Here is a 25,438-nt window from a genome sequence, read left to right on the forward strand (position 1 = left end):
CTCTATTTTTTTATTTCATAAACAAATACCTTTAAATAATTTCCTTCTGGGAAAGAATCAATGGTTTGAAAATCATCAGGCAAACGATAAACACCGCTGATTTGGTATTCATACTCAGCAGAAATTAGTTCATCTTCGATCATTGCTTGAAATTGATCAATCGACACATTGGCTGCATTTGTTGAGGCAATCAGGATTCCTTCATCGGCTAAGATTGACAAGCTATCTTTCACTAATTCACCATAATTTTTGGCTACACGAAAGACTTTTTTCTTGTTCCGAGCAAAACTTGGAGGGTCCAAAACGATTACATCATAAGAGAAACCTTTGCGTTGGGCATATTTAAAGTATTCAAAAACGTCCATGACGATGATTTTATGGGCATCCGGTGTCAACCCGTTGACCTCAAATTGTTCACGAGTTTTTTTCAAACTTCGTTTTGCTAGATCGACACTTGTCGTTTCTGTTGCCCCACCCATAGCAGCAGCTACAGAAAAAGCACCGGTATAGCTAAACATATTCAGTACTGATTTCCCTAAAGCTAAGCCATCGATCAATGCCCCTCTGACTTCTTTTTGGTCAAGGAAAATTCCTGTCATCAGACCTTCATTCAAATAAGTGGCATAAGTCACTCCATTTTCTTGGACAAGTAGTGGTTCTTTGGCCTCTTCTCCATTCACATGCTGGCTCTCCGGTAATCGTGTTGTTTCAAAGCGAATTTTTTCGTAGATTCCGACAATTTCAGGATAAGCAGCTTGAAAAGCTTTTAATAAAACTTCACGAGCCAAATATAAGGTTTCATTGTACCAAGAAAAGACAGCAAAGCTATCGTAGTAGTCAATGATCAAACCACCGATCCCATCTCCTTCTCCATTGAACAAACGAAAAGCTGTTGTCTGCTCATCATTAAAATAGCTTGTCCTTTTTTCTTTAGCTGTCAGAAATTTTAGTTCAAAAAATGATTGATCAAATGGTTCATCCTTTTGACTGAGTACCCAACCAATCCCTTTGTTTTGTTTTCCTAAATAGCCTTTTCCTAAAAATTTCCCTTGCTGATCAATTAATTCTACCCATTCTGTCGTTTTTTTCATTTGGACTAGATCTTCTTCTTGGATCAATGGATAGCCTTTTAAAAATTTCTTGACTGCTCTTTTTTTTATTGTTAGTTTCATTGGCTCACCTGCTTTTTCATTCTCCTTTTTAGTATAACAAAAAACACGCTTCTTGTCTTAGAGATTCCTTGTCTTATAGGTAGTTTCCTTTAGAAAAGAGCTAAAATAAAAACTCCTTATCTCCCACTAAAACGAAATGCACAGTGTTCTGAAAGTAGCTCCTTCAGAAAAAAATTTGAAAAAAAGACAATTTGAAGAATGATTTCCGATTTTCCATGATGATTGCTCAGTGCTGCGCACTTTTGTCCTCCCTATTCATGTGTAGATTTTTGTACAAAACTTAGCGATCTTAAAGAAAATCTTAATCTATCAAGCTTGATTTGTACTTTCAATTGACACTATTTTGGTCTACTAGTAAAATGGTTAGGAGTATGTGAGTCGTGAGTATGTTTCATGTCACTCTTTTTTTATGTAAGAGTGCAGAAAGGAAGATTAATTTGAAAATAAAAACACCCGCTTTTTTAAATAAAAGGCTCGGATTTTTTACTTTACTAGCAGTTTTGTTATGGGTCAAAACGATTGCTACTTATCTATTTGATTTCCATTTAGGGATCGAGAGTGGCATCCAATATTTTATCTTGTTCATCAACCCGATCGCAACGACTATCCTTCTTTTAGGGATTGCCTTATATGTTAGACGAACGAAAGCAGCGTATATCACGATGCTAGTCATCTATTTCTTGTTGACCTTGCTCTTATTTTCTAACATCATCTATTATCGTGAGTTCACTGATTTTATTACGATCAACGCGATCCTAGGCGCCGGAAAAGTCGCAAGTGGTTTAGGCGAAAGTGCCTTACGGTTATTCCGTCCTTATGATGTCCTTTATTGGATCGATATCATTTTGATCATTGCACTTTTAGCAACGAAAAAAATCAAAATGGACACACGTCCTGTACGGGCTCGAATGGCGTTTGCTTTTACTACATTAGCAGTGATGATCTTCTCTGGAAATCTATTTTTAGCTGAAGCAGATCGCCCAGAGTTATTGACACGTACATTCTCTCGTGATTATTTAGTTAAATATCTTGGACTGAACGCGTTCATGGTATACGACGGTATCCAAACTTACCAAACGAACCAAGTACGAGCTGAAGCAAGTCCAAATGATATGAAAGAAGTAGCAACTTACGTCAAAGAACATTATGCGCAACCAAACCAAGATCTCTATGGATTAGCTGAGGGTAAGAATGTTATCTATATCCATTTAGAAAGCTTACAACAGTTTGTGATCGATTATAAACTGAAAGACGAAAATGGCGTAGAACATGAAGTAACACCTTTCTTGAATAGTTTATTCCACAGTAATGAAACATTTAGTTTTGACAATTTCTTCCATCAAGTAAAAGCTGGAAAAACAAGTGATGCAGAGACATTGATGGAAAATTCATTATTCGGTTTGAACCAAGGATCGCTATTCACTCAACTTGGTGGTAAGAATACTTTCCAAGCAGCACCAAATATTTTAAAACAAACAAAAGGCTATACCAGTGCAGCATTCCATGGGAATGCTGGTACATTCTGGAACCGTAACGAAACTTATAAGAGTTTTGGGTATGATTACTTCTTTGATGCTTCATACTATGACGTGAATGACGATAACTCATTCCAATACGGTTTACATGACAAACCATTCTTTGAACAATCCGTCCAATATTTAGAACGGATGCAACAACCCTTCTACTCAAAATTCATTGCTGTATCGAATCACTTCCCTTATTCAAAATTCACGAATGAGGAAGCTGGATTCCCAGTAGCTAATACGAACGATGAAACAATCAATGGTTACTTTGCGACAGCTAACTATTTAGACACAGCGGTAGAAGAATTCTTCAACTATTTAAAAGCAAGTGGCTTGTATGAAAACTCAGTCATCGTCTTATACGGTGACCACTACGGGATCTCTAATACAAGAAACAAATCTTTAGCTGAATTAGTTGGTAAAACAAGTTCGACATGGACAAATTTTGACAATGCAGCGATGCAACGCGTGCCATATATGATCCATATCCCTGGACAAACAAAAGGCGGGATCAATCATACGTACGGTGGCCAAGTCGATGCTTTACCGACATTGCTTCATTTATTAGGTGTTGATTCAAAAAATTATATCCAATTAGGACAAGATCTTTTCTCACCTGATAATAACCAGTTAGTCGCTTTCCGTGATGGTGACTTCGTTTCACCTAAATACACCTATTATGGTGGAGCTGTCTATGATACCCAAACAGGTGCAGTCCTTTCCGATATGACTGAAGAACAACAAGCAGAAGTTACTGCCTTACGTGAAGCAGTCAGCAAGCAACTCGCCGTTTCAGACCAGATCAACAATGGCGATCTACTTCGATTTTATACAGAAAGTGGTTTAGAACCACTTGATACTTCTAAGTTTGATTACAAAAATGGCTTGCAACATCTAAGTGATGCCGAGCGTTCACTTGGTGACAAATCAACAAGCGTCTTCAGTGAGAACAACAATCAAACGACACAAAATCTTTACGAAACAAAAACTTTCCAAGATATCCATGGTATTCCTACCGAGGAACCTACGGATAGTGAAGATGCAGTAGAAAACAACGAATGAACAACGTGAGAACAAGTAGCGAATGTTATCACTCAACGAACAGCACTCGAAGAAATCCTTTCTTCGGGTGCTTTTTTTGATCTAATAACTAGAGATATAAATAGATTTGCTTATTTCTACTCAGTGATTTTTTTCTTACCCGCACGATTGAAAAGTGCAAAGAGATGCTACTAATCATATTCGATGCACCTCTGTCCCCTCATACATACTCTAAGTCTGAAACGAATAAGATCCCAGACAAATCATTTGATTCTTGGGGACTCATCGCTCGTTCATAAATCTTGAAATTGATACATTTTCCTATTAGTTTTTGCACTGGATCTCATAGTAGGACCAAAAGAATAGCGTCACTAAAGAAGTTTTTTATACGCCTCCAGGTTCCCTTTGCTTGTCCTACTTGATCAGCCTTCCTTTATTTCGGTTTTTCACTAAATGATTTTCATACTTTATTCATATTCATTTTTTATACTATTCTTGAGGTGAAAAGTATGAATATGATCCGTTATTCTACCGCACGATTACTTTATTACAAAAAACAAACATTTCTATATACTTTGTTTTCAAGCTTTTCTGCTTTTCTATTATTGATCAGCTTTAACTTATATAATCTACAAACCACTTTACACAAACAAATCCAAGATCGGGTGTTGATATTTGATGCTTCTGATGTCAAAGAGAACTTGCCTTCATCAGAAACACTTCAACAAGCCTATCTGGTTGTGATCAGTTGTATACTGGCACTGTTTGCCTTGTGTTTCTTTTTTTTCTTTTTACTCTCACTCTATCGTCATCGTATGGAAATCATCAATTGGCGATTAGCGGGTCTTTCCAAACCAAAAATGTTCTTCTTTGTTTTTTGGCAATCCTTGATTCCATTAGTTCTGAGTTGTCTTGGCGTGCTTTTGATCGTTTTTGCTTTCCAAAATGGCTATCAAGCTTTACTCCAAAAAATCAATTTGGCTCTGTTAGATTTCTTCGAACTACCGAACTTACCAAGTGTCTTTTCTTCTGGAAATGGTTTATCGATCTCGATTGACCAAAATAGTTTTTTTATGATCGATTTTTTTAGCGATAACTTTTTAGTAGATACCTTAAAAGGGATCGGACAGACGATCATTTGTTTAGTTAGTATTAGCACATTACTTAGTACCTGTCTTTTCATGATTTCAAATCGACTTTTAAAAAGAAAGAAGCTGATCATTGATGAACCAACATGATTCACTGATATCATTTAGCGGTTTTACTGTTCTGATCGGTTCGAAAGCCGAACAACAGGTGATTTTCACAGAGATCAAAGCACAACTCCTTGCTTCAGAACGAACTGATCTGATGATCGTTCAAAAAAATTGGCCGTTCTTCCCTTATCTTAATTTAAAAGAACAAGTCTTTTTGGACATCCCCGAAAAACAAAAAAAAGCCAAACAGGAACAAGCGCAAGATAAGCTAATGATAGATTCCTCGTTGCTTAAAAAATCAGTAAGTGAGTTGAGCACGTATGAAAGAATCAAATTGCAACTGATGCATGCGATCCTCGCCGATAAAAATAAACTGATCATCGAAGACCCTATCGATGATTTGTCGATTATCGAGATTCAAGATCTTTTGACAAATCTTTGCGATTTAGTCAATGATCATTCTTTTTCGATCTTATTGTTGACTCATGATCTTTCCATAGCCGAAAGCCCATATGTCACTGATTGTAAAGAAGCGAGTTGACTTGTGCTTGTTGATCTTCATAAAAAAACCGTTAAAACAAGAAAGAAGCCTTGTTTTAACGGTTTTTGATTTAGTTATCATTCGATTTCAACATCTGGTAATTTTACAGTAAATGTCGTTCCTTTTCCTAACTCACTTGTTACGTCGAGTTTTCCTTTATGCAATCGAACTAATTGTTGAACGATTGGTAACCCTAAGCCGGATTCGCCATATTTTGTATTTTTTCTAGATGGATCAACTTTGTAATAGCGATCCCATATGCTTTTCATTTGTTGTTCTGACATACCAATACCGGTATCGGTCACTTTGATGATCGTTTCAAGATAACCTTTTTCTAATGTGACTGTGATCGTTCCATTTTCAGTGAATTGGATCGCATTTTGAATAATGTTGACCATGATCTGTACAAACCGATCATAATCAGCGTATACGTCTAATTGTTCAGGTGCTTCTAAAATCAATTGATTACCCGCAGCTTCTGCTTTTGCTTCCAATTGAGCAACAATGTTTTTTAACGTTTCTGTCCCATCAAATTTTTTGATGACCATACTGATTTGATTCGTTCTGATTTTTTCATAATCTAAATTCTCATTGACTAGACGAATCAAACGTTCAGTTTCATTTTTCATTAATTTAATGGCATTTTCCCGTTGGTTTTCTGGGATGGCATTATACTCTAAGCCTTCTAACAAGCCATTGATGGTTGTTAAAGGGGTCCGCATTTCATGGGAAGCATCTGCCATGAATTGTCTGCGCCGATTCTCTTGTTCCTCGATTTCTGCTCGTGATTCTTTCAGTGAGTTGGTCATCTTATTGAAATCGTCTGCTAATTCATCAAATTCATCTTTGTCATTTACAGGTAATTGCACATCGAAGTTGCCATTCGTGACTTCTTTTGTAGCATTTCTCAAACGATTGATCCGTTTGACTTGGAAAGCCGCAAAGGCATAGCTTGCGATGATTGCTATAATACTTGAGAAGATAAAGCCTTTGAAGAGGTTCAAGGTGACTGATCGCACACTATTGTCGATATTTCTGGCTGGTTGGCTTACAACTAATCCCCCATAAAACTCATGATTCAAATTGAAAGGAACCAAAGCATAGGATGTGGCTTGATTCTCTCCTGAGATATTTTTATTTGAAGTAAACTTGACTTGGCGACCGCTTCTCAAACTTTCCCATTGATCTGCTGTAATCGTAAAATTCAAGTAAACCCCTGCCGTTGGATAGATCACTCGCTCATATTTATCAATAAAGATAAAATTGACATTTTGTTCAGTTAATACTTGTTCAGTCAGTTCCAACGCATTTTGGAATGCTTGATCTTGATTGAATTGAGGAAACGTATCCGCAAAGGTTTGGGTCGTTTTCTCCACCGACTCGGCATAACCAAAAAGTTGTTGGTAATTATTTTCTTCGATGGTTTGCTTGGTCAATTGCGTAAAAGAAATACCGACGATCAAGATGATCATCGCGATCATCCCACAAAATGCCAGTAATTGTTGGTATAAATAGCGCATCAGGCAACACCTGAATCATCAAATTTATAGCCTACTCCCCAAACGGTCTGGATCACTTGTGGGCCTACTTTCTCGATTTTTTGACGCAGTTTTTTGATATGGGCGTCGACGGTTCGTTCATCACCAAAATATTGATAATCCCAAACGAGTTCCAATAACTGTTCTCTTGAAAATACTTGTCTTGGTTTTTTTGCTAATGTAAATAAAAGATCAAATTCTTTTGGTGTCAATCCATCGATCGGTTGGTTATTCAAGTAGGCTTCACGCGTTTTCGTATTCATCTTGAAGTGATCGGTTTGGATGTCAAAATTTTGATCAGATAATGGATTTTCTTCTTTTGTTTCTACCAATTCGCTACGACGGTGTAATGCCTTCATACGTGCAATCAACGTCAAGGGACTAAAAGGTTTAGTGACATAGTCATCAGCTCCCATTTCCAAACCGATCACTTGATCACTTTCAGAATCTCGTGCGGTCAACATGATGATTGGTACCGTACTAGAAACTTTTCGGATTTCTCGTCCAACCATCATGCCATCCAATGTTGGAAGATTAAGATCCAACGTGACCATATCCCAATGTTGTGGATTCTCTAAAAACGCATCTAGTCCTTCTTTTCCGTCGTATTTGAAGGTTGCTTCCCATCCTTCATTCAAAAAAAACATCTGCATCATTTCAGATACGGATTGATTATCTTCAATCATTAAAATGTTCATGCTCGTCTCCTCCATTTATCAAATCGTAAGTTTGTAATTTTTTTTCTGTTAATATAAAAATCGGCATGATCGGAAACACTAAGACCAACATTTCAATAATAAAAAAATTGGTATGTTCGGTGATTTTTAATCCGTAGCCGATCAAGGTCATCAATAATCCGAAAATCAAGAAATATTTTCCGCTTGTTCGTTGGGCAATCCGCCAATGTTCGTCGGATCTAGTGGCACGTTCTGAATGATAACCATAGAAAGGTAAATTACCTTTAGAAGGCAAAATTAAAAATAAGAGCCCTATCAAGGTCAAAAAAAGACCAACTGTTAAAAAAATCATGATTTCACTCTCCAATCTCTGTCTATAGTATACTCTAAAATGGTTGCTGAACCAATAAGTTCAGTAATTCTTCACGAAACGTTTGTCTTTTGTTCATTCTTTGATAAGATAAAGATAGTCAAATGAAAAAGGAGTTTTATTTGTGACAAACTATCAAGCAATCACATTTTTCGATCTCGATGGGACTTTATTAGATGGACATTCTAAAATAACTCCTGAGATCGCCGCAGCAATCCAAGCATTAAAAGAGAATGATATCCTACCTGTTATCGCTACTGGACGGACAGAAATGGAAATCAAACAAATCATGCGTGATGCAGGTATTACTTCCGCTGTAACAATGAACGGTTCTTGTATTAGCGTAGAAGGAGAAGAAATTTATTCTGTACGCTTTTCTAAAGAAGAATGTCAAAAAATGCTTGACCATATCGAAGAGCAAGGTCATGCCCTTTGTTTTTATAATAGAGAGAACATTTGGAGTACTCATCACACAGAGACCATGAGAAAAGCTTATGGCTTTATCCATTCAGATGTGCCACCAATCGATCCTTCCGCTTTTCAGGATCATCCGATCAATATGTTGCTGATTCTTTCCGAATCAGGTGATGAATATTATCATGAACGTTTCCCAGACATGACTTTTTACCGCAATAGTCCCTATTCGATCGATACGGTCAGAAAGGGTATTTCAAAAGGTGCAGGGGTCAAACGCTTAAAAGAAACATTAAAATTAGAGAATGTCCCAACTTTTGGTTTTGGTGACGGGCCGAACGATTTTGCCTTACTTGAAGCTTGTGATCACAAAATCGCGATGGGCAATGCTTATGATGAGTTGAAAGAACTTGCAACCTTCATTACGAAGAAAAATACCGAAGGCGGGATCGTTCACGCATTGAAGCATTTTGAATTGATTTGATTGTGGAACTGCTTAAACATGACAAAACGAAATAGCCGTCACTTTAACAGAGGACGACTATTTCTACTATACCGAATGAAATTTTTGGCGCCTTTTTTAGCGGCGCTTTCCAAAGGGACTGTTCACGCAGTTCCTTTTTTATTGTTAATCTCGCCCAAGACTGAGGATTCAGACATCGCCCCTAAGTCCATGAGTAGGGAATTTTAACTACTCAACATCTCTAAAATGACATATATCCACCTTTATTTTACTATCTCTCAACCGCGGCTAAAAACCGAATCCTTGTTTTGATATCAGTCCATGTCGATCATCACTTCAACCGTTTGCAGTGGTACGTCATAAAAACGGTCTTCGCGACGCCCTAAGAAATCTTTGGCTTGTTGAGGGAATAAGGCATAGCTTAAAAGATCTTCTGGTGATTTTGCATACTCACTGATTTCTTTTTTGAGTAGCGGCAATTGAGGTGCTAGTAAATCTGCGGGTCGCTCTTGGATCACTTGTTCATCGCCAATGATTGTTTGTTGGATGGCTTCAGCGATTGGTGCTGGAGGACGGCCGTACAACCCTCGAACATATTCTTTGATCTCAGTAGGGACAAGCTTGTACCGCTCACCAGAGAGTACATTCATCAGCGCTTGCGTTCCTACCATTTGGGACAACGGAGTAACAAGTGGCGGAAACCCAAGATCTGCTCGAACTTTTGGCACTTCTGCTAATACTTCTTCATATCTGTCTTGTAATCCTTGTTCCGTCAACTGACTTAATAAATTAGATAACATACCGCCAGGCACTTGATAAATCAATGTTTTAGGTTCAATGTCCTTGACTTTAGGATTTAACATCCCTTCTTCGCGAAAACGATCCCTGATCGGATTGAAGTATTCTGCTATTTTTGTTACTTTTTTCATATCTAACCCTGTCTCATAGCCCATTTCTTCAAGCACCAAAGCCATTGATTCAGTTGCAGGTTGGCTCGTTCCACCCGCAAAAGAAGAGATAGCCGTATCGATGATGTCCGCTCCTGCTTCAACTGCTTTTAAATAGGTCATTTCAGCGATCCCACTTGTTGCATGAGTATGGACTTCTAAGGGTAATGGCACGGCATCTTTGATTCGACTGATCAGTTCGTAACCCGTTTTTGGAGTCAATACACCCGCCATATCTTTGATACATAACGAATCTGCTCCTGTATCCGCCATTTCTTTTGCTAACCTCACAAAATAATCGATCGTATGGATTTCACTCGTTGTATAAGAAATAGCTGTTTGGCAATGTCCACCAGCTTCTTTCGCTGTCACAATAGCAGTTTGTAAGTTACGGACATCATTCAATGCGTCAAACACACGAATAATATCAATACCGTTTTTGATCGATTTCTCGACAAATTCTTTGACTACGTCATCTGCATAATTTTTATAACCAAGGAGATTTTGTCCTCGAAGCAACATTTGTAGCTTTGTTTGTTTGACTTGTGAACGGATCAAGCGCAGGCGTTCCCATGGGTCTTCATTTAAGAAACGTAAGCACGCATCAAAAGTAGCGCCACCCCACATCTCTAATGAATGATAGCCTGCTTGATCCATTGTTTTCAGGATTGGCAACATGTCTGCTGTAGTCATTCTTGTGGCAATCAAGCTTTGTTGCCCATCACGCAAAACGGTTTCCATCATTTGGATTTTTTTTGCCATTTACTTTCTTCCTTTCTCAACAAGTTGCTGGATATGTGTGCGTATCATTTGCAGGGAATGTTTCTGTTCGCGACTACAAACTTTGGCTACTTCGTTACACACGTAACATGTCCGTTGGTTATATCCCAGCATCTCGCGACTCAACTGCTGCATCTTTCCTTCTTCCCAAAAAAGTACATCAAGATCAACTAATCGACCATAGGGGCATGTTTCTTCGAGTTCGATCATGCGCTTTTTTAGTAGCTCTTTTCTTAAAGGAAGAAGCAAAAAATACTCGTAACCTGTTTTTTTCTTACGGTACAATTGGACCAATGGAGTGACTTCTGAAACACATTCTTCTATAGCTTCGACCACTATATGAAAGACTTGTGCGATTTCTTCTGACGTTTTGACAGGACCTGGTATATTCATAGTTGCTGAAAGCAACACATGTTGTGGATTTGCTTCCAATAATTTTCTTTGTCTGTTAGCACGGGCCTCTCTTGCGATAAGGATCTCTTCATGCGTCACAATTGGTCCATCGAATAATTTGCTACACATTTTTGACCACATCGATCAGTGTGCCATCACGATATTCCACCAAGGCAACGATCTTTTCGCCATACTGGATGGCTGAAGGTTCGCCAACGATGGCATATGCTTTTTGTTTAAGCTCGTCAATCGTATATTGAGGTATATCTACACCCTTAAAATACTCGATCAGATCTTGACGTTCAGGATTGATGGCGATACCTACTTCCGTAACTAAGACATCAATGCTAGTTCCGGGAGTCACAACCGTATTGACATGATCAACAACAGTGGGTATCCGTCCACGAACGAGTGGCGTGATCACCAGGCTCATTTTACAACCCATGCTTGTATCTGGATGCCCGCCAACAGCTCCACGAATCACTCCATCTGAACCAGTCATGACATTGACATTGTAAGCTGTATCGATTTCTAGCGCAGACAAAATGGCTGTATCTAGCTGATTTACCATAGCACCTTTACTTGCTGGAGAAGCATACATACTTGCATCGATTTCATAATGTTGGTTGTTTTCGCCTAAAGAAATCGCAGATAAGTGATCAAAATCTTGAACATCGATGATCTTTTCTACTAGACCTTCCTCCAGTAATTCCACCATCGCATTCGTAATCCCACCTAATACAAAACTAGCTGTCATTTGGTCTTTCAACATTGCTTCCCGCAAAAAGCGAGTAACAGCCAGTGCAGCACCGCCTGTTCCAGTTTGAAAGGAGAATCCCTGCTGATAGTAAGGGGAATGAGTGATGACTTTTGCTGCATACTCTGCGATCAATAGTTCTTTAGGATTTTTAGTAAAGCGTGTCGCACCTTTGGCAATGCCCTCAGGATCACCTATCGCCTCCACTTCTACAACATAATCGACATCCGTCTGTGCAATACTGATTGGAGTATTGGGAAAGGAAACCAAATTATCTGTGAGGATAACGACTTGATCCGCATATTTTGCATCGACCATGGCATAACCTAGTGAGCCACAAATAGCTTTCCCAGCGGTTCCATTGGCATTTCCGTATTCATCCGAACTTGGCGCGCCTAAAAAAGCGACATCAATATGCAGGTCACCGGATGCGATCGCTCGCGCTCTTCCACCATGTGAACGAATGACTACTGGTTTTTCCATGATTCCTTCCGAAATCGCGGCACCTACTTTATCCCGCAAGCCGCTCGTTGTAATTCCAGTCACAACGCCATTTTTTATATGCTCGATCAATGGTTCATGGACATTTGCGATTGAACTTGGTGCAATCGTGATATTTTTGATTCCTAGAGATGCAATTTCTTCCATGACCATGTTTAGTACAAAGTCACCTTCACGGAAATGATGATGAAAAGAAATCGTCATCCCGTCTTTCAGTCCAGTTTTTTCAATGGCTTCTTTGAGACTTCCCACTATTTTTTTGTCATTCGGACGGACAGGATGGATGCTTCTACTGGCTTCTTTGTATGGTTCAATATGGTCCAACTCACCTTCGTACAGACGATGAGCAACTGTTGCTGTTTGTGGAATCTCTTTACCAACTTTATTTACAACCATTTCTAGATATCCTCCTCTCTGATCAACTTCGCCGCTTTTGCAAGAGCAATCACTCTTTCTGCTCGCTCGACGATTGGTTTATCCACCATCTTGCCATTCACAGAAATCACGCCTGAACCTTTTGCTTCTGCTTCTTGGATGCCCCAGATCACTTCTTTCGCTGCTTGGATCTCTTTTTCTGTTGGTTCATAAATGGCATGGACTAATGGAATCTGACGTGGGTTGATCACTGATTTCCCATCAAAGCCTAATTGTTTGATCAGACGGACTTCTGCTTGAAATCCCTCAAGATTTTCGACATCTGAATAGACAGTATCGATTGCTGCAACACCCGCAACTCTGGCTGAATGAAGAATCATATTTCGAGCAAAAGACAATTCTTGTCCATCGGGATATCGTTGGGTTTTCATATTGGTCACATAATCTTCGGCACCTAACGCGATGCCAACTAACCGTTTGGAAGCTTTAGCGATTTCTCTTGCATTCAATACCCCTTCTGCAGATTCGATCGCTGCCATCATTTTTGTGGTTCCCATTGGGATATGATAGGTTTCTTCCACTGAAGTGATGACCTGATCAACCTCGATGATGTCTTGTGCGGTTTCTGTTTTTGGCAAGCGAATGACATCGATCCCTGCTAATACCATTGCCTCAATGTCTTGGTCACCCCCAGCCGTCAATGCGTTGATTCGAACGACCGTTTCTACTTTGCTATAGTCAAATGTTTTTAATGCCATATGAACGAGCAAGCGTGCCGAATCTTTTTCTTTTAAAGATACGGCGTCTTCCAAATCAAACATGAGTGAATCTGCACCGTATAATGGCGCATCTCTCAGCATCGCTGCATTTGCACCAGGAACAAACATCATCGTTCTTCTTAAACGTTCCATGAATTGATCTCCTTCCAATCATAGCGCTCTTGCTTTCCAGCTCGATGGACTGCTGTAATCGTCCTTGCCTGGATCGTGCAATCAAGCGCACCTTTATCGACAGCTGTTACTTTGGCGGCTTCAATGCCTAACTGTTGAAGGGTGTCCATAATGACTTTTCTGATTTGGTGACCAAATTGTTTTTCGACATTGCTTGTCAAGGAAAGTTCAATGCCTTTTTCTATCTTTGGATCGATCGTGATCATGATATCACTGGATTCAATTGTTCCAGCCACTGCACTTTGATAAATTTTCACTTCCTGTCACCTCTATTACGTTTATGATTTTTGATATAGTTATAAGTCGAAGCAGGCAAATACGCTTGTAATGTCTGCACGTCATCTTCTTGTAAGGCTTTTCGGACTTTTGTTGCACTGATTGCTACTCTTTTGATACGTTTGCGTGGTAGGACGATCAAAGAAAGCGATTCTCCAAATACCTTTTTCAACGTTTCATTATAGATTTCAGTTACCTTAGAGTAGGGTTCTTCACCGACAAACCGACTTTCAATTGCAAGTATCGGTGCAATTTTTTCTTTAAAAAGTAGCGCATCCAAAGTACCTTGCACTTTTGCCGCTTCTTCTGTAGCATGTTCCTTTAAAAAATAGGCAGGAAATGTGGCGGAAGAAATCAGATAATCTTCTGTCGGCAAAATCGTGACATTTTTTACATGCGCGACCCCTTGCTTGACCATTTCGAACCGTTCGGAAAAGGAAAATTCTGAACGATCTTCTGAAAGGATAAAAAGGTAGACTTGGTCTGCTTGTTTGGCTGCGCACTCCACCAAGTACTGATGTCCTTTTGTAAAAGGATTGGCATTCATCACAATCCCACAGCCTGTACCTTTTTTCTTTTTTGCCTTCAACATGGCAAGATAATCTTGAAAGTCAGGTGTACCTTGTTCCATAAACAATATGGTTTCAGTGGCAATGATCTCTTTAAATCCCATAGCATGAAAAATCGGGTGATTACTAGGACTTGTGTAGACAAAGAAATGCCTTTTGTTTTCTTCGGATAAATGATCAATTAATTGCTGAACGATCTTCGTCAACAAATTTTCTGATTGGAAATCTTTCGCAACAGCCAAATATTTTAAAATATTGCGCTCATAAGAACCGGTGGCAATCAGCCGCTCTTCTTGATAGATCCCAAAGGTATAGTCTACCTTTTCATTCAATGTGAGACCGGATTTTTCGATCAGCTCCAGCCATTGTTGATAGACTTGAGCATCCTTTTCCAACCATAATCTTTTGATTGTATACATGTACAAGACCTTCTTTTTATTTTCTTACTGGAAACAAGCGACTCAATAGCATCGAAGCAAGATAAATGATCAAGATAACAACGAATACGCCACCCCATCCTAAAACTAGTAGTTCAAGAGATTTGATTAACTCTGCTGACATCGTTTTTCTCCTTTCTTATACCAATAAGGCGAGCAATAAGCCGCCGGCAATCACTGAAGCAATCTGACCAGATACATTGGCTCCAGCTGCGTGCATCAAAATAAAGTTCTGTGGGTCTTCTTCTGTTGCCATTTTCTGAATGACGCGGCTAGACATTGGAAAAGCAGAGATTCCTGCTGCTCCGATCATTGGATTGATTTTCTCTTTTCGGAATAAATTTAACAATTTAGCAAACAATACTCCACCGATCGAGTCCATAATGAAAGCAACCAGCCCTAGACCGATAACCATCAACGTATCGATCTGTAAAAATTCTTCATACTGCATTTTGACCGAAATGGCGATCCCTAATAATATGCTGATGAGATTGACTAACTCGTTCTGAGCAGTGATCGACAAACGATCCAATACCCCACATTCTCGTAACAAATTTCCAAACATCAAAAAACCAACAAGTGGCAGAGAAACAGGCGCAATCAAACCAGCGACGACTGAAATAACTAAAGGAAAGAGGATTTTTGCTGTTTGCGACACTTCACCTGCACGATAATTCATTCGAATACGTCGCTCTTTTTTAGTCGTCACAGCTTTGATCGCAACTGGCTGAATGATTGGCACGAGGGCCATATACGAGTAGGCAGCCACCATGATGGCCCCCATATATTTCGAATTCAACGTGTTCGCGACAAAAATGGAAGTTGGTCCATCCGCTGCTCCGATGATGCCAATAGAAGCTGCATCATTCAAATCAAAACCTAATAGGATCGCTACGATGATCGTAAAGAAAATCCCAAATTGTGCGGCGGCTCCAAAAAGTAATAAAAATGGATTTTGTAACAAGGGGCCGAAATCGATCATTGCACCAATACCAATGAATAATAAGAGCGGAAATAGCTCCGTCGTAATCCCCATATCAAACAAAATTTGGAATGCGCCGGCCTCACCACCGGCACTCAGCACACCTGAATTAGGGAAATTGACTAAGATCGTACCTAACCCCATCGGTACGAGTAACGTTGGTTCATATTCTTTTTTTATCCCAAGGTACATGAGGACTCCGCCAATCACCATCATCACGATGCGTCCCGGCTCTTGCCCCATGCCAATAACTCCTTCAATAAGTGTTTCCACACATGTCACTTCCTTTTACTTAATATTGAATACCAAGAGTCACCAAAATGACTCTACTCTCAAAGCGAACATTTAACTAATCGTGATAAGTGGATCACCAGGATTCACCATTTCTCCTTGACTGATATGGATTCCAGTCACTTGACCAGCTTTTCCAGCAACGATTTCATTTTCCATTTTCATCGCTTCTAAAATCATCAAAGGTTGATTGATTTCCACTACCTCCCCAACTGTAACTAATAAACGAGAAATCGTGCCTGGCATCGGCGAAGTCATCGCATCCGCTCCCGCTTCGACTGAGGATTTCGTTTCTGGTACAGTTGTTGAGACCTCTGATGGTACGACCGCTTCCACTGGTGTAGATCGTTCTGGTGTTGGAACTGGGTTCGTTTGCGGACTTCCACCGATTTCTTCCATTTCCACTAAATATTCTTTTCCATCAATTGAGATTTTGAATTTCCGCAACATTTTTTCTCCTCCAAAACATTTATTTTTTGGCTATTTTTCGTATAATAAACTGACTATTTGGATTGACTCCCGCTGCTACACCTGTAGCAATCAGTGAAACCAAAATTGCTTCCGGATTTCTCTGCTTGATTTTTTTGATAATGAATCGACTCTCCGGATCATATTCTGCTGCTAAACTTGCAGCTACCACACTGACAAGCTGAACATCAGCTGGCGCAGCATCAATATATGCAGGAACCGGTTTCATTTCATCCATCTTTTCATTGTCTCTTTCTACTATTGTGGGGCTGGGCTCCACTGCTGGTTGTTGCTTCTTTCTTCGTTTTGTAAACAGCCACATACTTCATGCTCCTTTCTTCTTTTCTGTCCTTATTTTTATTATAGAGTGATTCAACCAATTATGTTTTCCAAACTGATATAAGATTGTTTTTTTGTTGTTTCTTTTTCTTGAATCAGGCAAAAAAAGCAATACAAACATTGATATAAAAGCTTTTTCCAATGAATTAATGTTCTGTTAAGGTACTATTAAGCATTCGATAAGATTAGGTAGACCAAATTGTTTTTTTCATGTTCTTTTTTCTTACTTCACCTATCTTCCCTTTAAAATATTGCTTATCCTAGAGTCGTCAAGGAGGCGTCAATTTTAGTAAAATACAACTCTTTCTGTCCTAAGAATAATTTTCTACCCACCTAATTTTGACACCGCTTACAAATAATACAATCAGAAAAGGAGAAGCGTATGTTACTAACCGTTTTATCTTATGCAATGATCATTATCTTCATGTATGTCATCATGAAAAAGAAAATGTCCCCTTTTACTTCCCTTGTGGTTATTCCACTTTTATTTACCTTAGTTGCAATGATTTCTGGTGCTTCACAGAAAGGAAATATTGGCGATTTTGTATTAGAAGGTATCAAAACAACTTCAAATACAGGAATCATGCTATTATTTGCCATTTTATATTTTTCAATCATGTTGGACGCTGGTCTATTTGATCCAATCACTAAAAAAATGATTTATTTTGCCAAAGGCGATCCAATGAAAGTTTTAATGGCAACTGCGATCGTTGCCGCAACCGTTTCGCTGAATGGCGATGGGACAACGACTACGTTGATTTGCTGTTCCGCTTTTATTCCTATCTATAAAAAATTAAACATGAAAATGATGAACTTAGGGGTATTGATCATTCTTCAAAATACCATCATGAATCTATTACCTTGGGGTGGACCGACCGCTCGAGCGATGGCAGTATTGGAAGTCGATGCGGATATCTTGTCTTACCTAGCTCCTGGAATGATCTTGTCTTTGCTTTATGTCATTTTTTTCGTTGCACGCCGGATGGGAAAACAAGAACGTGACCGTTTAGGTATTACCCAATTATCAAATGAGGAAATTGAAGAAATCACTAAAATCACCGATCCTGAAACAGTCAAAATGCGCTGTCCTAAAAATTTTGTATTCAATGGTGTACTCACCATCGTGTTGATTGCCTGGTTAGTTGCCAGCTCATTTATCTCTTCGATTGCCTTGCCACCTCTTTTATTATTTTTAGTAGGAACATGCATTGCCTTAATGGTCAATTACCCTAATCTAAAAGATCAATCCGCCCGTATTGGTGCAAATGGTGGTGATGCGGTGCAAGTCGTGATTTTAGTTTTTGCAGCGGGAGTTTTTATGGGGCTTTTCCAAGGTTCAGGTATGGCTGAAGCACTCGCGAACAGCTTTACTTATCTCATTCCAAAACAATTAGCAGGATTCTGGGGATTAGTTATTGCGTTGATTTCAGCGCCCGGTACTTTCTTTATTTCAAATGACGGTTTTTATTTCGGTGTATTACCGGTTTTAGCAGAAGCCGGACATGCCTATGGTTTTACGAATATGCAAATGGCTCTTGCCTCTTTGATGGGTCAAGCCTTCCATTTGCTCAGCCCTTTAGTCGCTTTTATCTATCTTTTGTTACGTTTGACCGGATTGGATATGGGGAAATGGCAACGAGAAGCTGGAAAATATGCCTTGGGTATTTTTACTATTTTTGTCGTCACAATTATTCTTTTTGGACATATGCCATTTTACATCCCACAATAAAAACCAATCGTACCAACAAGAGTGACTAACTAAACGAACGGCTCCTTCATTATTGGAATACTAATTTTCACGTTCTGCCAAAGTGAAGGAGCCGTTTTAACTGCTATTGACATATTTTTGGGTTCGTTCTCTTGAGGGTTGGAAAGCATGATAAACTTAGAACAGAAACTGAATGTCTAAGTAGAAATGGGGAGAAAAAAATGAAACAAGTGGTTGAAGCATTACGAAAAAATTTGGATCTAACTCAAAATAAAACATTGAATGCACTTATTTATGAAGCGTTTCGTAAAACGATCATTCTTGGTGATATTCCTGCAAATACACGAATCAATGAAAAAGTCTTAGCGGAAGAATTGAATATCAGTCGCACACCCATTCGCTTAGCAATGAAGCAATTAGTCAATGAAAAATTAGTTGAACACGTGCCTAAGATCGGCATCGTCGTCAAAGGTATTCGCATAAAAGATGCTTACGAAATCTATGATATCCGTAAATCTTTAGATACACTTGCCACGATCAAAGCAATGAATCAGATGACAAAAGAAGATTTCATTGAGCTGAAAGAACTATTATTACGAGGCGAAAGCTATAATCAAGCAGATCAAACAGAAAAAGTCTTGCAAAATTTTTCAGACTTCAATACGTTTATTTACGAGAAAAGCCAAATGCTCCGTTTAAAATCTATTGTCTTAGAGTTACAAGCTTACCTCGTTTATTTTCGCGATATCGCCATTCGTTCATCCAGACGGAGAGATAAAGCGCTTGAAGAACATTGGCTGATCTATCGCGGAATGCAAACAAAAAACGCAGAACAAATCACCTTGATCACCCACGAGCATTTAGATCGTTCATTACAATTTATTTTAGCTGAAATGGAGCGTAGAAAAATTGACTGATCATACACTGATAGGTACGATCGCAGAAACTGCAACGTACGCTTTGCTTTATGAAGTAGCCTTGAGTCCAAAACCAGGACTAGTCGATCCTATTTCAAATGGCGCGCATAATGATATGGATTTTCAAACCTTTCAAATAAGTATCGAAACGTTAACACCTTTTTTCCAAAAATATATCGAAGCAGGTTTTACTCATAAAGGGAATACGAAATCATTATTTAAAAAACTAAGAAGCATGGGGTATCAAGCAGAACAAGCAATGCTTGTCGCAACGAATGATATCAATACACATAAAGGAGCGAATTTTTCGTTTGCAGTCATCTTAGGCGCTATCGGTTGGCACATGCAACAACGTTTTATCCAAAGACTTCCATTAAACGCTAAACAGACGGAGCAAATACTAGATTTTACAGGAGAACTGACACATGATTTGATCAAAGAGGATTTTCACGACTTAGCGCGGAAAACACACCGTACACATGGGGAAGAGCTTTTTTTGACACATGGTATTTCAGGTATTCGTGGCGAGGCTGCTCAGTGTTATCCCAGCCTTACTTCCATTCTTCTCCCTTACTTACGTTCAGCAAACTATCATGCGCCCGATGAAGTCTTTCTACGTGCCTTGGTTTTATTGATGAGCGAAATCGAAGACGGGAATATACTTCACCGAGGCGGTATTCAAGAGTGGCAAAAAGTACAACAAGAAACAAAAAAAATTCATCAAGCAAAGCTTCCATGGAAGCAGCTACTTGATGAATTAACAATCTATGATCAACGATTGACCAAACGCAATTTAAGCCCTGGTGGTGCAGCAGATTTACTTTCATTAGGTATTTTTTTCGCTCAATTAGAAGGATTACTTTCTTTACCAGAGGGTAAGAAAATATAACCAAGTCCTCTAACCGTTCTGAGGTACTGGACATTTTTTGGATCATCTTCGATTTTGTTTCGTAAGTGATTGATAAAAACCATAATGGTATTGGCATCCAGCTCACTGTCATTCCAAACACTTTGATAGATTTGTTCCTTTGAAAAAACCTGTTCGGGATTTTCTATAAAGAATTGCATCAGCTTGATTTTTTTTGAAGACAACTCAATGGATCTGCCTTTTTTATATAAACGATAGAGCGCTTTGTCAAAGCAAAAATCACCTATGATGATTTTATTTTCTTTACAGTTGGTGGTTTGTTCTTTAAGTACCTTGTGTCTATCCAAAATAGCCATGACTTGCGCCTTTAATAGTGTTGGATTGAATGGTTTAGTGATGTAATAATCTGCTCCCATCTCCAATCCAGTGATAATTTCAATTTCATTTTGTTGTTCAGTAAAAAAAACGATCGGTGAAAGATTGTCTTGCTCTCGAATCAGTTGCACAATATGGTAGCCATCTGTTTGATGAGCTAAACGAATATCTAAAAGATACAGATCAAAGGTCACTCTAGACATGATATCCAGTGTTTTTTCGACGGAATCACTTTGATAGATCAAAACGCCAGTTGGCTGTAATGCCTTCCAAATCATTCTTCTAAATGTTAGATCTTCATCAATCGCCAATATCTTTTCACTTCTCATTTTCTTTCCTCCTGCCCAGAACATCCATAGGTTAAAACTGTAATTTACTTATTCAATTAAAAAAAGCAATTGATCATAATATCACAATTTATTCTTCAGCTCTATTATACGCACAGAAACGATGATTTCTCGTCTCAAAAAAAAGAAAATACAATAAAAAAACATTTTTGACCTAGATTTTGACCTAGATAAAGTTTCAAAAAGCGAAATCAACCGAAAACTAAAAACGCTAAAATCCTTCATAAAAAGGATTCTAGCGTTCAGCTAAATCGTGTGATTTCTCCGAATGGAGACGGCGGGAGTCGAACCCGCGTCCAAACACATCGCCACTTAAAAATCTACGTTCATAGTCAACTCATTTAGAGGTTCGCTTTACAGCTTGCCGAGTGACAGGCATTCTGTATCGCTAGTCTGATGTTCTCTTTTTCAACTTACAGACGGAAAGTTGAAACGTATCCCACTAAAGTTAGGACCCTTACTCGAGCACATGGGCGATGCCGAGAGGATCTACGCTAACTGTTTTTAGGCAGCTAAAGCGTAAGAGTTGTTTTCGTTTTTAGCAGTTATATTTAACTGTAACGTTTTAGCGTAGACGTAACCTACGAAACGCAATTCAAGCTCGAACTGTGCCTGTCGAATCCGTAACGTCCCCTTAATAAAATGGGTTACGGTATTTTCAAGATACTTACATAATATACCATATATGTAGTTTTTTTTCAATATGGTTGTTTGCTTTTCGAGTAGATGCTTCACTTCTTGAGCGAAGCAAGAAAGGTCTTAGGGATGAATAGACATCAGACTTTTCTTGCTCCCTCTTAAAGTGGACGTTCTTTCTACTTTAGCTGCTTCGATCGCAAAAGAACGTGTCAGCAAATCCTTTTAAGCAAGTGTTTTTGCGACATTCAATTCTGTTTCTTTTTCTGCATATTCAGGCATGTTCTTGAACAATTGTTGCAACAATGGACTTTGGTTATGTCCTTCGATTGCTTGTTCGTCACGCCAGTTTTCAACCATCACAAAGACATTTACTTGTTCCGTTGACTCATACAATTGATAACTCAAGCAGCCATCTTCTTTTCTAGTCGCTTCGATCAGTTGTGTCGCTTCTTCTAAAAATTCAGCGCGTTTTGCTTCTTTGATGGTAAATTTTGCATTGATGATGATCATTCGTCCGTCTCCTTTTTCTTTCTATTTGAAAGAAGTGATTTTTTCTGAAGCTAAACGAACAGATTCGTAGCCTTGATCGACTGCTTTACCAACTGACAAGATCATTACAGGGACATAACGTTCTTTGTCCAAATCGAAAGCTTCTGCTAATTGGTCTGCTTCAAATCCGCCGATTGGATTTGTATCATATCCATGGCTACGTGCAGTTAACATAAATTGCATAGCTGCTAAGCTTGAATCGATTTTCACTACGTCATTCATTTGTTCACGTGTGAAATTTTTGTAATAAGGAATGATCGCTGCTAATTGTTCGTCACGAACTTCTGCTGGCATTTTGCCTTCTTCCACAGCTTGATCATAGATTTCTTCTCCGTATTCATAGCAATTCATATCACCAAAAATCAAGACCATGGCAGATGACGTATCATTTTGTTTTGTGTTGAAACGGATCAATGGTTTCAATTTCGCTTTTGCTTCTTCGCTTTCAACTACTACAAAGCGCCAAGGTTGTAGATTCACAGAAGATGGTGCTGTTGTTGCTTCTTGGATCATTTCCAACATTTCTTCATGAGGGATTTTCACATTTTCGTCGTACACACGGATTGATTTTCTGCCAAAGACGATATCAGAAAAATCATTGTTTGCTAGAGTTTTATTCATTACTTAACCGCTTCTTTCTTCGTTTTGATTTTTAGTATAATTTATCTAGTAATTTAGTCAGTTGATCGATTTCTTCATCTGATAGCGAAACACACAGGGAGTCATCTGATTCTTGATGTTTTTTTTCACACTCGGTCAATTCATTCACTGCTTTATCGGACAAAGAAACGAATACTTCACGATTATTGTTCTCATTTCTTTTTCTGATCACATATCCTTTTTGTTCTAATATCTTTAGATGACGTGAAATAGCTGCCAAATCGATTTTTAAATCGCTCTGTAACTTATTTTGCAAACATTCCCCGTTTTCTTGTAAGAACATCAAGATCTCGTACCTCGTTAAACTAAATCCAGTTTCTTTTTCAAATAAAGCTGTTCCTTCTTGACTGATGATTTTTATCTGATAAAGCAATTGACTTAACTTTCTCAGCTCCATAATGTTGCCTCCTACTATCGTTGACTAATCAATTATTGACTTGTCAATAATATAAATCATTTACTTCCTTTTGTAAAGTAAAAAGAAAAAGAAGCAAGTTAAAAGTTATTTTCCCTTTTAACTTGCTTCTTTTTCAACTGTCTGTATTCGAGTATTCTATTTCTTAACGATTATGTATGAATGTTCAATTGCTTCTATTATGTATGCAAATTAAAGGAAGTCTGATAATTAACAATAGCTTATTCAAATCAGACTTCCTGATAGGCGATAGGCGTATTCATCACTTTAAGATACCATTGCTTGTGTGTACAGCTTGGTTGGTGACTGAAAGACCTGTTCAACGGGACTCAACTCAAAGATATCTGTATATTTTGCGACAACTTTCCCACATTTCTCTAGAATATCTAAGTGATCTGTACGATCATATTCCTCTACACTCATAATCACACAGTTTTCTAATTTTCCGATTACTTCTCCAATTACTTTATTTTTGATGCCGATTGGATGACATACATATTTTTGTCCTAAAACGATTGTTTCGCTTGTCATAACTCATTCTCCTCTTGGTTCTTTAATATTTTATAAAATGATAATAACATTAAAATTAGATTATGAAAACAAAAATATTCAATAAACTAAAAAAAAGTTAAAAAAAAGTGATCAAACACTTTTTTTCAACTCTTTTTCACTTTATTTCATAACATTTACAGGAAAATCACCTAACAATAACTCAACATATTGTTCCAAAAATTCTTGATCTAAAGCATCGTAGCCCTCGGTCACACCACAATCGATATCAAGTACTCCGATCAATTGACCTTCTTTGATCATAGGTACTACGATTTCAGATTGTGCGGCTGAATCACATGAAATATAATTTTCATGGGTTTTCACATTCGCAACGATCAATGTTTTTTGTTTTTCTGCTGCTTCGCCACAAACACCTTTTCCCATTTTGATACGGGTACATGACACTCTACCTTGGAAGGGGCCTAAAATCAATTCTTGCCCATCATATAAATAATAGCCGGCAAAGACTGTTTGAGGTAATGTTTCATTCAATAATGCAGAGGAATTAGCTAAATTGGCCAACCAGTTGTCTTCTGCTTCTAAAAGTCCTTTTTGTTGGAGTAGCAAAATTTCATAAGCATCTCTTTTTTCTTTTTCTGTCCATAACATCCAAAATCACTCCTTCTATGCCCAAAATTATAGCCTAATTCAAGGAGCAACGCTATGATTTGTTTTTGATTCTTAATGACTAGATCATTCTGCTTGCTCGATTTCAGCAGCTAGATCTGCATAGTCGATTTCATTTTGGATAAAAGTCGGATCATTCGTGGGAAAATGTTGCACCAAAGATTCCATTTGACTGATTTCTACTGTTCCTTGCGACACAGTAAAATCGAGGATATGCCCTCCAAATGTTTTCTCTTCATCAATAAAATGTAAATGGAAGCCTGCAGCAGCCACCCCTTGAAATAATTCCGGTGTATAAAACCCAACAATTGTCCCTTGAATATCTGATCGATGAAACTCTGGCTGGGATTCTGAGATCTTCGCTAAGCGTCGATATGGTTTTTCTTGTTTTGGCATGATCCGGATATGCATATCTTTAAATATACCGCTGATCTTGACTGCTAAAAAGAGATTTTTTCCTGCTTCGTCCTTCAGGATTTGTTCTTTTAATGCTTCGCTAGATAGATGTTTGACTGCAAATGAACGATCCGCTGAAAATGCAGTGATTGCCGCATAAGGAGTGGACTCTTCTCCGGACAAATGGATCAATGCGCCATCTGATCTACCTTGATAGGCTTCACCGTCTAAAAATATCACTTCGCCGTCTAACCCATGTAGTGTTCCAAGACCTAGTGTACCGTACTTTAAGACCTCCGCGATGGAAGTTGTACCGTCCATCAGTCCCGCCATTAGCGCACCTAATGTACCATGTTGATATAATACTTTCTCTGTCATCTGAACA

The 25,438-nt window shown here is 38.5% G+C and carries 28 protein-coding genes and 1 other RNA gene; 7 read left to right on the forward strand and 22 right to left on the reverse strand.

Features of this window, described 5'->3' with window-relative positions:
• Nucleotides 1-2: 2 nt before the first annotated feature.
• Entirely contained in the window at nucleotides 3-1,172 is a 1,170-nt protein-coding gene (locus tag IGI79_RS08760) for a class I SAM-dependent rRNA methyltransferase (RefSeq protein WP_438845864.1), read from the reverse strand.
• Nucleotides 1,173-1,558: 386 nt separating this feature from the next.
• On the opposite strand from IGI79_RS08760, the gene IGI79_RS08765 reads away from it, so the two are divergent.
• From IGI79_RS08765 to IGI79_RS08775, 3 genes are all read left to right on the forward strand, one after another.
• On the forward strand, nucleotides 1,559-3,757 hold the full coding sequence (locus tag IGI79_RS08765; RefSeq protein ID WP_438846068.1) for an LTA synthase family protein: 2,199 nt from the start codon (nucleotides 1,559-1,561) through the stop codon (nucleotides 3,755-3,757).
• A 488-nt stretch (nucleotides 3,758-4,245) separates the two neighbouring features.
• Nucleotides 4,246-4,974 (forward strand): hypothetical protein, encoded by a 729-nt coding sequence (locus IGI79_RS08770; protein WP_019722957.1) that lies wholly within the window; start codon nucleotides 4,246-4,248, stop codon nucleotides 4,972-4,974.
• The gene (locus tag IGI79_RS08775) at nucleotides 4,961-5,473 is read left to right on the forward strand and encodes a hypothetical protein (protein WP_010735100.1); all 513 of its coding nucleotides are present in this window, start codon (nucleotides 4,961-4,963) and stop codon (nucleotides 5,471-5,473) included. The genes IGI79_RS08770 and IGI79_RS08775 overlap by 14 nt, the downstream gene beginning before the upstream one ends.
• 77 nt (nucleotides 5,474-5,550) lie before the next feature.
• On the opposite strand, the gene IGI79_RS08780 is transcribed toward IGI79_RS08775, so the two are convergent.
• From IGI79_RS08780 to IGI79_RS08790, 3 genes are read right to left on the reverse strand one after another with little or no spacing between them, the layout of a single operon-like run.
• Complete coding sequence (locus IGI79_RS08780; RefSeq protein WP_019722958.1) at nucleotides 5,551-6,993, reverse strand: sensor histidine kinase; 1,443 nt, start codon at nucleotides 6,991-6,993, stop codon at nucleotides 5,551-5,553.
• Complete coding sequence (locus IGI79_RS08785; protein WP_065095978.1) at nucleotides 6,993-7,709, reverse strand: response regulator transcription factor; 717 nt, start codon at nucleotides 7,707-7,709, stop codon at nucleotides 6,993-6,995. The genes IGI79_RS08780 and IGI79_RS08785 overlap by 1 nt, the downstream gene beginning before the upstream one ends.
• The gene (locus IGI79_RS08790; protein ID WP_019724437.1) at nucleotides 7,690-8,040 is read right to left on the reverse strand and encodes an SdpI family protein; all 351 of its coding nucleotides are present in this window, start codon (nucleotides 8,038-8,040) and stop codon (nucleotides 7,690-7,692) included. The genes IGI79_RS08785 and IGI79_RS08790 overlap by 20 nt, the downstream gene beginning before the upstream one ends.
• 142 nt (nucleotides 8,041-8,182) lie before the next feature.
• Between IGI79_RS08790 and IGI79_RS08795 the strand changes: the two genes are divergently transcribed.
• Nucleotides 8,183-8,956: a Cof-type HAD-IIB family hydrolase gene (locus tag IGI79_RS08795; RefSeq protein ID WP_438845865.1), complete on the forward strand. Its 774-nt coding sequence runs from the start codon at nucleotides 8,183-8,185 to the stop codon at nucleotides 8,954-8,956.
• A gap of 293 nt (nucleotides 8,957-9,249) precedes the next feature.
• On the opposite strand, the gene IGI79_RS08800 is transcribed toward IGI79_RS08795, so the two are convergent.
• From IGI79_RS08800 to IGI79_RS08845, 10 genes are all read right to left on the reverse strand, one after another.
• Nucleotides 9,250-10,644: an oxaloacetate decarboxylase subunit alpha gene (locus tag IGI79_RS08800; protein WP_438845866.1), complete on the reverse strand. Its 1,395-nt coding sequence runs from the start codon at nucleotides 10,642-10,644 to the stop codon at nucleotides 9,250-9,252.
• Nucleotides 10,645-11,184 (reverse strand): citrate lyase holo-[acyl-carrier protein] synthase, encoded by a 540-nt coding sequence (gene citX / locus IGI79_RS08805; RefSeq protein WP_195339550.1) that lies wholly within the window; start codon nucleotides 11,182-11,184, stop codon nucleotides 10,645-10,647.
• Nucleotides 11,177-12,709, reverse strand: a complete 1,533-nt coding sequence (gene citF, locus IGI79_RS08810; protein ID WP_438845867.1) for a citrate lyase subunit alpha — start codon at nucleotides 12,707-12,709, stop codon at nucleotides 11,177-11,179. The genes citX and citF overlap by 8 nt, the downstream gene beginning before the upstream one ends.
• Nucleotides 12,710-12,711: 2 nt before the next feature.
• A complete protein-coding gene (gene citE / locus IGI79_RS08815; protein ID WP_438845868.1) occupies nucleotides 12,712-13,599 on the reverse strand; it encodes a citrate (pro-3S)-lyase subunit beta in 888 nt (295 codons plus the stop codon).
• Nucleotides 13,587-13,895, reverse strand: a complete 309-nt coding sequence (gene citD, locus IGI79_RS08820) for a citrate lyase acyl carrier protein (protein ID WP_010735091.1) — start codon at nucleotides 13,893-13,895, stop codon at nucleotides 13,587-13,589. The genes citE and citD overlap by 13 nt, the downstream gene beginning before the upstream one ends.
• Entirely contained in the window at nucleotides 13,892-14,902 is a 1,011-nt protein-coding gene (citC, locus tag IGI79_RS08825) for a [citrate (pro-3S)-lyase] ligase (RefSeq protein WP_438845869.1), read from the reverse strand. The genes citD and citC overlap by 4 nt, the downstream gene beginning before the upstream one ends.
• A 16-nt stretch (nucleotides 14,903-14,918) precedes the next feature.
• The gene (locus IGI79_RS08830; protein ID WP_010735089.1) at nucleotides 14,919-15,044 is read right to left on the reverse strand and encodes an OadG-related small transporter subunit; all 126 of its coding nucleotides are present in this window, start codon (nucleotides 15,042-15,044) and stop codon (nucleotides 14,919-14,921) included.
• 15 nt (nucleotides 15,045-15,059) lie between these two features.
• The gene (locus IGI79_RS08835; RefSeq protein ID WP_034691433.1) at nucleotides 15,060-16,175 is read right to left on the reverse strand and encodes a sodium ion-translocating decarboxylase subunit beta; all 1,116 of its coding nucleotides are present in this window, start codon (nucleotides 16,173-16,175) and stop codon (nucleotides 15,060-15,062) included.
• A 72-nt stretch (nucleotides 16,176-16,247) separates the two neighbouring features.
• Nucleotides 16,248-16,643 (reverse strand): acetyl-CoA carboxylase biotin carboxyl carrier protein subunit, encoded by a 396-nt coding sequence (locus IGI79_RS08840; RefSeq protein ID WP_029594282.1) that lies wholly within the window; start codon nucleotides 16,641-16,643, stop codon nucleotides 16,248-16,250.
• Between the two features lie 19 nt (nucleotides 16,644-16,662).
• Nucleotides 16,663-16,983 (reverse strand): hypothetical protein, encoded by a 321-nt coding sequence (locus IGI79_RS08845; protein WP_066025250.1) that lies wholly within the window; start codon nucleotides 16,981-16,983, stop codon nucleotides 16,663-16,665.
• 399 nt (nucleotides 16,984-17,382) lie between these two features.
• On the opposite strand from IGI79_RS08845, the gene IGI79_RS08850 reads away from it, so the two are divergent.
• The 3 genes from IGI79_RS08850 to citG all read left to right on the forward strand — a co-directional run bounded on the left by IGI79_RS08850 (nucleotide 17,383) and on the right by citG (nucleotide 20,514).
• The gene (locus IGI79_RS08850) at nucleotides 17,383-18,729 is read left to right on the forward strand and encodes a CitMHS family transporter (protein ID WP_438845870.1); all 1,347 of its coding nucleotides are present in this window, start codon (nucleotides 17,383-17,385) and stop codon (nucleotides 18,727-18,729) included.
• A gap of 200 nt (nucleotides 18,730-18,929) precedes the next feature.
• On the forward strand, nucleotides 18,930-19,625 hold the full coding sequence (locus IGI79_RS08855) for a GntR family transcriptional regulator (protein ID WP_019724391.1): 696 nt from the start codon (nucleotides 18,930-18,932) through the stop codon (nucleotides 19,623-19,625).
• Nucleotides 19,618-20,514 (forward strand): triphosphoribosyl-dephospho-CoA synthase CitG, encoded by an 897-nt coding sequence (gene citG, locus IGI79_RS08860; protein ID WP_438845871.1) that lies wholly within the window; start codon nucleotides 19,618-19,620, stop codon nucleotides 20,512-20,514. Before IGI79_RS08855 ends, citG begins: the two co-directional genes overlap by 8 nt.
• On the opposite strand, the gene IGI79_RS08865 is transcribed toward citG, so the two are convergent.
• From IGI79_RS08865 to budA, 8 genes are all read right to left on the reverse strand, one after another.
• Nucleotides 20,469-21,197, reverse strand: coding sequence for a response regulator transcription factor (locus IGI79_RS08865; RefSeq protein WP_438845872.1), 729 nt, complete (start codon nucleotides 21,195-21,197; stop codon nucleotides 20,469-20,471). The two genes, citG and IGI79_RS08865, sit on opposite strands and share 46 nt — an antisense overlap.
• A gap of 284 nt (nucleotides 21,198-21,481) precedes the next feature.
• Nucleotides 21,482-21,849: a transfer-messenger RNA gene (ssrA, locus tag IGI79_RS08870) on the reverse strand.
• Between the two features lie 227 nt (nucleotides 21,850-22,076).
• A complete protein-coding gene (locus IGI79_RS08875; protein ID WP_023519920.1) occupies nucleotides 22,077-22,364 on the reverse strand; it encodes a putative quinol monooxygenase in 288 nt (95 codons plus the stop codon).
• 21 nt (nucleotides 22,365-22,385) lie between these two features.
• Nucleotides 22,386-23,024 carry a nitroreductase family protein gene (locus IGI79_RS08880; protein WP_010735080.1) on the reverse strand — a complete coding sequence of 213 codons (639 nt, stop codon included), beginning with the start codon at nucleotides 23,022-23,024 and terminating at the stop codon, nucleotides 22,386-22,388.
• 31 nt (nucleotides 23,025-23,055) lie between these two features.
• Entirely contained in the window at nucleotides 23,056-23,460 is a 405-nt protein-coding gene (locus IGI79_RS08885) for a MarR family winged helix-turn-helix transcriptional regulator (protein WP_195339541.1), read from the reverse strand.
• A 285-nt stretch (nucleotides 23,461-23,745) separates the two neighbouring features.
• Nucleotides 23,746-24,009 (reverse strand): hypothetical protein, encoded by a 264-nt coding sequence (locus IGI79_RS08890; protein ID WP_438845873.1) that lies wholly within the window; start codon nucleotides 24,007-24,009, stop codon nucleotides 23,746-23,748.
• A 141-nt stretch (nucleotides 24,010-24,150) separates the two neighbouring features.
• The gene (locus IGI79_RS08895) at nucleotides 24,151-24,639 is read right to left on the reverse strand and encodes a GAF domain-containing protein (protein WP_065095991.1); all 489 of its coding nucleotides are present in this window, start codon (nucleotides 24,637-24,639) and stop codon (nucleotides 24,151-24,153) included.
• A gap of 84 nt (nucleotides 24,640-24,723) precedes the next feature.
• Nucleotides 24,724-25,431 carry an acetolactate decarboxylase gene (gene budA / locus IGI79_RS08900; RefSeq protein ID WP_438845874.1) on the reverse strand — a complete coding sequence of 236 codons (708 nt, stop codon included), beginning with the start codon at nucleotides 25,429-25,431 and terminating at the stop codon, nucleotides 24,724-24,726.
• Between the last annotated feature and the right edge of the window lie 7 nt (nucleotides 25,432-25,438).

The sequence above is a fragment of the Enterococcus sp. AZ084 genome (assembly GCF_051714905.1).
Lineage (GTDB): Bacteria > Bacillota > Bacilli > Lactobacillales > Enterococcaceae > Enterococcus_B > Enterococcus_B pernyi.